The organism is Brevundimonas sp. (assembly GCF_044239655.1).
Taxonomy (GTDB): Bacteria; Pseudomonadota; Alphaproteobacteria; order Caulobacterales; family Caulobacteraceae; genus Brevundimonas.
In genome coordinates this window covers 1-8,174 of the sequence record NZ_JBIIAY010000132.1, presented here as the reverse complement: position 1 = coordinate 8,174, position 8,174 = coordinate 1, and the positions used below count along the sequence as shown (strand labels likewise).

Genomic DNA, 8,174 nt, shown 5'->3' with positions numbered 1-8,174 from the left:
CTGATGCGGTCCGTCGACATCGCCGGTGGTCAGGTCATGCTGCGCGCCCGGTTCGCCGACACCAACAAGCGCCGCACCGAGACCGAGCTCGATGCCGTGGTCACGCCGGGCTTCGGCACCCCGGGCCGCCCCGGCGCCCGGATCGATTCCGTCGACGACGCCAACTGCGCCAACACTGCCGTCATGGTCGCCGGCGACAAGGTCTGGGCCCTGTGGGAGGGCGGATCGCCGCTACAGATGGACGCACAGACCCTGGCCACCGAACAGTACGTCACCCTCAAGCCCGATCTGAAGGGCATGCCTTTCCAGGCCCATCCCCGGTTCGATCCCGACGGCACCATCTGGAACGTGGGGGCCAATGGGGCGCAGGTCATCGTCTGGCATCTGAACGGCGCGGGCGGCCTGATCGAGGGCCAGGTCGTGACCCTGCCGCGCGCCAGCTATTTCCATGATTTCACGGCGACCGACCGGCACCTGATCTTCGTGCTCCAGCCCTGGGTGCATGAGCGCAACGGCATGCCCTTCACGACCCAGTTCAGCTGGCGGCCCGAGATGGGAACGCAGGTGGTGGTGCTGGACAAGGCCGACCTGAGCCGCAGCCGGGTCTATGAGCTGCCGACCTTTTCCTTCTTCCATCTGGGCGACGCCTGGGCCGACAGCGACGGCACGATCCGGTTCGATGTCGCGGCGGGCAAGGACATCGAGTTCGCGGTCGAGGGGGCCCGGGTTCTGGTCGAGGGGCGCGGCCGGGTGCCCGGCGAGCCGACCAAGCTGGCCCTGATTACCCTGCACGCCGACGGCCGGGCCGAGATGGTCTCGAGCGGGCTGACGGGCGAATTCCCGCAAGCCAATCCCCGATTCGCGGGCCTGCGGCGCAGCCTGACGGTCCATACGGCCGGAGAGACGACGGGGCGTCCCCTGCCGACGGGGCTGGCGGTCCAGGACTGGTCGAGAGGGCGTGCCGACGCCTTCCACTTCGGCACCGGCCACGTGGTCGAGGAGGCGGTGTTCGTGCCCAAGCCCGGCGGGACGCGCGAACGCGACGCGTGGCTGATCGTCCCCTCGATCGACCTGCGGGCAGGGGTGACCCAGTTGCATGCGTTCGACGCAGGGAATGTATCCGACGGGCCGCTGGTCACATGGGCGGCGGATGTGGCACTGCCGGCCGGGTTTCACGGAGCGTGGCGGGGATAACGAATCCGCAGCGAGAAACTGATTGCCCTCTCCACCGAGTTCGAGGAGTGATCGCCGGTGTCGCAAAATGGCGGGGGCCGGATGAACATTATCGTGACGGGCGGTGCGGGCTTCGTTGGAAGCGCTCTCGTTGATCGGCTGATGCAGCACACGGACCACGAGGTCTTGGTGGTCGACGCCCTGACCTATGCCGGGACCTGGCGAAACCTGCACGGCATGGAGCGGAACGACCGTCTGGCCAAGGTCAAGGGGGATATCGGCGATCGTGAGCTTGTCGCGAGACTGCTGGCCGAGTTCGAGCCGGATGTGGTGATCAACCTTGCCGCCGAAACCCATGTCGATCGCTCGATCGATGAGCCGGGTCCGTTTGTCGCGACCAACATCCTCGGCGGTTTCGGGCTGCTGGAAGAGACCCGAATGTGGTGGTCACGGCTGACGAAGGCTCGACGGGACGCTTTCCGGTTCATTCAGGTCTCCACTGACGAAGTGTTCGGCAGTCTTGGTGAGACCGGCCGATTTGACGCCATCAGCCGCTACGATCCACACTCTCCCTATTCGGCGAGCAAAGCCGCCTCTGATCACCTGGTGCGGGCGTGGGGGCACACCTACGGCCTGCCGGTCATCGTCACTCATTGCTCAAACAATTACGGGCCCCGCCAGTATCCCGAGAAACTCATTCCCTTGACGATCCGGCGTGCGATCGCGGGTTTGAGCCTGCCCGTCTACGGCGATGGCGGCAACATCAGGGACTGGCTTGCGGTCGAGGATCACGCGGCGGGTCTGCTGGCCGTGATCGAAAGGGGAAGGTCGCAGGCTACCTATATGTTCGGAGGCGGAGCGGAGCGGACCAATCTGCAGGTGGTGACCACGATCTGCGCCGTTCTGGATCGACTGAGACCGCAGGGCGCTCCCCATGCCCGACTGATCGCGCTGACCCAGGACCGGCCGGGTCATGATCGCCGCTATGCTGTCGATTTCACACAAACCTGCCGGGAGATAGGCTTCGAGCCGAGTGTGGACTTCGACCAGGGACTGGAACGAACCGTGGCCTGGTTTCTGGAGCAAGGCGATCTGACGGGCGACGCGGCCCAGCGGACCCGCCGGCTCGGGCTCGACAGCGTGGGGCGAAATCCGTGAAGGGCCTGTTGATGGCGGGCGGCACCGGAAGTCGGCTGGCCCCGATGACGAAGGTCGTCTCCAAGCACCTCTTGCCCGTCTACGACAAGCCGATGATCTACTATCCGCTGACCACGCTGATGCTGTGCGGCGTGCGCGAGATCCTGATCATCTGCAACAGCCGTGATACGGCGGATTATCAGGCGCTTCTGGGTGACGGATCCCTCTGGGGGTGTGCCTTCAGCTATGCCGTCCAGGACGGGGCCGGCGGGATCGCGGAAGCGTACCGTATCGGAGAAACATTCGTTCGAGACGAGACGTCGGCTCTGATTCTGGGCGACAATATTTTCTATGGAGACAGGCTCGGGAGCGTGTTCGCCGACGCGGTCAGCCTGAACCGCGGGGCGACGATCTTCGCCCACCACGTCAATCGCCCCGAAGATTACGGCGTGGTCGAGTTCGACGGCGACAAGAGCATCCTGTCGATCGAGGAAAAGCCGACAAACCCCCGCTCGAACTGGGCAGTGACGGGTTTGTACGTCTATGACGCCGAGGTCGTTGATATCGTGCGAGGACTGCAGCGCTCCGAACGCGGCGAACTGGAAGTCACCGACATCAACCGCGCGTATCTTGAGCTCGGGCGACTGAACGTCAAGCGCATAGGCCGGGGGTATGCCTGGCTGGACGCGGGCACGCCGGACGGTCTTCTGGAGGCGTCCGAATTCGTTAGAACCGTCGAACGACGCCAAGGCTACAAGATCGCCTGTCCGGAAGAGGTCGCCTATCAGATGGGCTATATTGGAGCCGACGCGCTGGGTCGATTGGCGCACGAGCACGGGGGCTCCGCCTACGGAAACTATCTGTTCAATGTCATCGCCGAGGTCAGAGGCTGACACATCGTCGGGTCAGGAGGGATCGTTCAGTCTCATAGGGGGCCGAATTTCCCGCCGTTGGCGTGGTAGCGTCCGGCCAGGCCGTCAAACCCCCCCGCGCTCACGAACTCTTCGGAGGCGGGAAAGGTCGCGAGAAAATCTGTCAGACCGCGTTCATCGACGAATGTGCGCGCGTTTCGCAGTTCGTCATCGTTGGGGTGGCGTGAGAGAAACAGGCCGTAGGCTTGCCTTACCAGGACGCCGTCCGCGTCGTGTGCCGTGCCCTTGGCTCTGGCGAAGCGATCCAGGTACTCAGAAATCCCCCGGCTACCGGCGGCCGCCGCCTTGACCCGGTCGTAGCCGATATCCTCGTAAGTCTCGAACACGGCCCCGTAATAGGAGACTGCGTCGACCCATTCTCCCGCATAGCGCACCTGGCCCAGGGGAAGGCCTGATCCGGAGTATTCGAGCGCAGTGGCGACCGAAGGGTAGGGCGTGAGGATGATCGCATCCAGGGGTTCGCGTCCTTCGATCGCGATGCGTTCCGGTCGGTGCGCATGGGCCAGGATCCTGTTCGCGACCCCTGCCAGGACATTCCGGGCAGGATGGTTGACCGTGAACATGGGTTGTTCGCGGTGAAACCTGGGGACGATCAAATCCGCGCTGGTAATGCCCGAGGAACTGATGCTTTCACGGCGCATGAGGTCGAGCGTGGCTCCGAAAGCCTCGGACCGGGCAAAATCGAACGGCAGAAAGTCGGCACTCAGAATGTCGGCGACAAATGCGTCGGCAGGCAGTCGACGCAGAAAATAGTCGATCGCGTGCGCGTCATGATATTCCATCCGGTCGCCCGCAAACTCACCCAAGGTGAATATCTGCGGCATCTGCCCACTGTGGTGGATGACCGGAAACTCCACGAATATTGCGTCGGGCCGGGTGTTCTCGCGTGCCCAGCTTAGCGAAAGTTCCTGAACACCCCGATAGCCGTCTGAAATCGGTTGGTGAACGACGATGTCCGCGCTGCGGACGGCGGCGATATGGTCCTGAAGTCCCTGGTCCAGATCGGTCTGGTAACAGGCGCGTCCGTCGATCTTCAGGGTCCCGGTTGCGACTTCCCGCAACAGTTCGACCAAGGCCAGGGCCTGGCAGTTGCCATGTATGTAGACGTTCATCGATTACCCTTTGGTCCGCAGCCGCGGTCGTGGCCTTATCGACTAAAGCCTTGGCCGTTGAGCCGCAATCCGCCGATCGAGCCGCCGATGGATCCAGGCATCGACACCCCGCCCTGCCGTGTTCCCTACCGGGGCGATGTTGGCAAACGCAGGATGAGGTGTTCGGCCGCAGGCCCTCTCAGGGGCTCCCCGGGTCGTGTTTCTGAAGGGTGGTCCCGACTTGACGGTTGCGGCCATAAAGGACCGATGGTAGCGAACCGTCGAACGACGTGAGGACACGAATTGAAAACCGCTTTGATTACTGGCGTCACCGGCCAGGATGGTGCCTATCTGTCGCAACTTCTCCTGCAAAAGGGTTACAAGGTTCACGGCCTTGTTCGACGGAGTAGCCATGCCGAAGGGCATTTCCGCCGGCTCCAGTGGTTAGGCATCCAGAACGACGTGACCTACGAGGACGGAAATCTTTTGGACGTGTCGGCGTTGTCGCGTACGATCCGGGAGATAAAGCCGGACGAAGTTTACAATCTGGCGGCGCAGTCCTTCGTGAAGGCGTCCTGGCAACAGCCGCTGCTGACCAGTCAGGTCACCGCCATCGGCGTCAACAACGTCCTGGAGGCTGTCCGTCTGGAGGCCCCGGAAGCGCGCTTCTATCAGGCGTCCTCGTCGGAGATGTATGGTCTGATCCAGGAGCCGCAGCAGAGCGAGGCGACCCCTTTCTATCCGCGCAGTCCCTATGCGGTTGCCAAGCTTTTCGGTCACTGGATGACGGTGAACTACCGCGAGAGCTTTGGGCTCCACACCAGTAGCGGAATCTTGTTCAACCACGAGTCGCCCCTGCGTGGTCTTGAGTTCGTGACCCGCAAGGTCACCGACGCAGCGGCGCGCATCAAGCTTGGTCTGGCGTCCGAGTTGCCCATGGGCAATCTGGATGCGACGCGCGACTGGGGTCATGCCCGCGACTACGTCCGCGCGATGTGGCTGATGCTGCAGCAGGAAAGCGGAGATGATTACGTTGTGGCGACGGGGCGCACGGTGTCGGTGCGCGATCTTTGCCGCGTAGCCTTCGAACAGGTTGGACTCAACTACGAGGACTACGTCAAGCTTGACCCCGCGTTCCTGCGTCCTGCCGAAGTCGATGTGCTACTGGGTGATCCTGCCAAGGCCAAGGCCAAGCTGGGCTGGACGCCTGAAGTCACGTTCGAACAACTGATCGCGGAAATGGTCGAGGCGGATCTGGAGCGGCATAGCGCCAGGCGGGCCTAGTGAACTCGGAAATCCGGCATCCCTCCATCCTCGTCACGGGCGCTGATGGCTTTATCGGTGCTCATCTGGTCAGGGCACTGAGGAGCCGGTTTCCGGACTTCGTCGTGTTCTCCAGTTGCCGAAAGGGGCCTCGCGGTCTTGTGGACGCGCACCATCTCCAGGCCGACATGGCCGACGCCGCGTCTATCGACCGCCTTGTCGATCAATCCCGACCGGATGTGGTGATTCACCTGGCAGCCCAGGCGAGCGTCGGCAAGTCTCTGGAGATCGGCTCGGACGTCTGGGAGGTCAACGTCGGCGGCACGCGGCGACTGGCATCTGCTGTGCGCGCGGTGAAGCCGGATGCATGCTTCATCTTTGCGTCCAGCGCCGAGGTCTATGGCGACTCGTTCCAGTCCCAGCTGCCCATGGACGAGGATTCATGTCCGCGGCCCATGACCCCCTATGCCAGAAGCAAACTGGCTGCCGAGTTTGTGCTGCGTGACACATTGGGTGTCGATGCCCAGTTGATCATTCTGCGCTTCTTCAATCATGTCGGTCCCGGCCAGGGCGAACAGTTCGTCGCGGCGTCGTTCGCCGCGCAATTGGCGAGGATTGAGCGGCAAGGCGGGGTGGGTCGGATCGAAGTCGGTGATCTTACGGCCAAGCGGGATTTCGGCGACGTACGCGATGCCGTTGCGGCCATTCTGGCGGTGATAGAGGCCCGGGGATCACTGCCGGCGGTGAACACATTCAACGTCTGCTCCGGCGAGGTCCGCACGGTCCGCGATCTGCTCGACAAGCTCATCGCGGGCAGCACCGCGCGGCCCGAGGTCGTGGTCTCCCATGATCGTCTTCGTTCCGTCGAGACACCGTGTGCGGCAGGTTCGATCAAGTCTCTAAGCAATGCGACAGGCTGGTCGCCCGGAGGTCTGACCGACGAAACGATCAAGGGCATCCTCGACTATTGGCGGCAGCAGACATCATGAGTGCATGTTCGACGGTCGGGGGCGTTACGTGATGTCGAAAACATTGTTCGCTTATGTTGGAGCTGGGTACCTGACTGTGGCATATATTGCGACGCAGCATCGGGGGTATGCCGGGCATCGGGCGCTTTCTACGACCGGAGCGCCAGGAATGAATTTCCCTAAGGGAGTGAAGTGATGACGGTGTCATTGAGTGGGAAGCGCGTCTGGGTCTCGGGTCACCGAGGCATGGTCGGCTCTGCCATTGTCCGCCGCTTGCAGGAGGAGAACTGCGAGATCCTCACGGCGGGCCGAAACGATCTCGACCTGACTGACTCCGCCGCCGTTGACGCCTGGGTCCAGGCCAACAAGCCCGATGTGTCCATTGTGGCCGCCGCCAAGGTCGGCGGCATCATGGCAAACGACAGTTTGCCAGCCGTCTTTTTGTACCAGAATCTGATGATCTCGGCGAACGTGATTCACGCCTCCTATCGTGGCGGGGTCGAGAAGCTCCTGTATCTCGGGTCGTCCTGCATCTATCCGCGCCTGGCTCCTCAGCCGATCCACGAGGACTCGCTTCTGACCGGTCCGCTGGAGCCGACCAACGAATGGTATGCGATCGCCAAGATCGCCGGCATCAAGCTTTGCCAGGCCTATCGCAAGCAGTACGGGGCGGATTTCATTTCGGCGATGCCGACGAACCTGTTTGGGCCGGGAGACAACTACGACCTGAACTCAAGCCACGTCATGCCTGCCCTTATTCGCAAGATGCATGAGGCCAGGCTGGCGTCGGCACCTTCGGTAGAGGTGTGGGGGTCGGGTACCCCGTTGCGCGAGTTCATGTATGTGGATGACCTTGCCGACGCCTGCGTTTTTCTGACCAAGACCTATTCCGATGCACCTCACGTGAATGTCGGATCCGGTGACGAGATTTCGATACGGGATCTCGCTCACCTGACTGCCAAGGTGGTCGGGTTCGAAGGAGATCTGGTGTTCGATGCGTCCAAGCCGGACGGGACACCGCGCAAGCTGATGGACTCCACCAGGCTTCACGACATGGGATGGTCGGGAAAACACGGTCTCGAGGAGGGCATGCGTCTCGCCTACCAGACCTTCCTGGCCGAGGGGGCGCGTGGCGAAGTTCGCGCCATCAACGACGGTATTTCGACCTTTGAACCCACTGGAGCGCGTGCGGTAAACTCATGAGCACGAAGAAGAAGAAGACCGGTGGGTTGGGGCGAACCCTTCTGATCTGCGATCCAACCTGCGTTCTCCCCTATGGACACACGGTCCCGGCGCTGAACCACTTTCGCAAGGATCTGGGTGGCGATTTCGACGCCGTTCATTGCCTGGCTTCGACCGGATTGCCGAAAGAGGTAGCGGCAGAATTCGGGTTCGATCGCAGGTTCACCTTCCTGTACAACCGCTACATTCCGATCATGTCGCCGGCACAGTCCAACCAGATTGTGAACCAGCATCCGGCCTTTGACGACGACTATGCCGATCCGTTCGAGCGTGTGGCGACTTACGATGCCGCGGGAACGCTGGCGGACTACAAGATCACAAGTGACGACGTCATCTTCTTTCCGGGCGCCGACTTCTATGGAGTGGTC

Annotated in this window: 8 protein-coding genes; 7 read left to right on the top strand and 1 reads right to left on the bottom strand. The window is 62.3% G+C overall.

Annotated features, from left to right (window positions below):
* The 3 genes from ACILQR_RS14295 to rfbA all read left to right on the top strand — a co-directional run.
* The coding region (locus ACILQR_RS14295; protein ID WP_395652062.1) for a carotenoid oxygenase family protein at positions 1-1,194 on the top strand (1,194 nt) is incomplete at its 5' end.
* An 81-nt stretch (positions 1,195-1,275) separates the two neighbouring features.
* Positions 1,276-2,331 carry a dTDP-glucose 4,6-dehydratase gene (gene rfbB, locus ACILQR_RS14290; protein ID WP_395652061.1) on the top strand — a complete coding sequence of 352 codons (1,056 nt, stop codon included), beginning with the start codon at positions 1,276-1,278 and terminating at the stop codon, positions 2,329-2,331.
* Positions 2,328-3,203 carry a glucose-1-phosphate thymidylyltransferase RfbA gene (gene rfbA, locus ACILQR_RS14285; RefSeq protein WP_395652060.1) on the top strand — a complete coding sequence of 292 codons (876 nt, stop codon included), beginning with the start codon at positions 2,328-2,330 and terminating at the stop codon, positions 3,201-3,203. Before rfbB ends, rfbA begins: the two co-directional genes overlap by 4 nt.
* Before the next feature lie 32 nt (positions 3,204-3,235).
* On the opposite strand, the gene ACILQR_RS14280 is transcribed toward rfbA, so the two are convergent.
* Positions 3,236-4,354 (bottom strand): WcbI family polysaccharide biosynthesis putative acetyltransferase, encoded by a 1,119-nt coding sequence (locus tag ACILQR_RS14280; RefSeq protein ID WP_395652059.1) that lies wholly within the window; start codon positions 4,352-4,354, stop codon positions 3,236-3,238.
* 282 nt (positions 4,355-4,636) lie between these two features.
* Here ACILQR_RS14280 and gmd point away from each other — a divergent pair, with 282 nt between their 5' ends.
* The 4 genes from gmd to ACILQR_RS14260 form a co-directional block, all read left to right on the top strand.
* Positions 4,637-5,617, top strand: coding sequence for a GDP-mannose 4,6-dehydratase (gene gmd, locus ACILQR_RS14275; RefSeq protein WP_395652058.1), 981 nt, complete (start codon positions 4,637-4,639; stop codon positions 5,615-5,617).
* Positions 5,617-6,585 (top strand): NAD-dependent epimerase/dehydratase family protein, encoded by a 969-nt coding sequence (locus ACILQR_RS14270; protein WP_395652057.1) that lies wholly within the window; start codon positions 5,617-5,619, stop codon positions 6,583-6,585. Before gmd ends, ACILQR_RS14270 begins: the two co-directional genes overlap by 1 nt.
* Before the next feature lie 174 nt (positions 6,586-6,759).
* Positions 6,760-7,767, top strand: coding sequence for a GDP-L-fucose synthase family protein (locus ACILQR_RS14265; protein ID WP_395652056.1), 1,008 nt, complete (start codon positions 6,760-6,762; stop codon positions 7,765-7,767).
* On the top strand, positions 7,764-8,174 hold a 411-nt coding region (locus ACILQR_RS14260), incomplete at its 3' end, for a hypothetical protein (protein WP_395652055.1). The genes ACILQR_RS14265 and ACILQR_RS14260, both read left to right, overlap by 4 nt.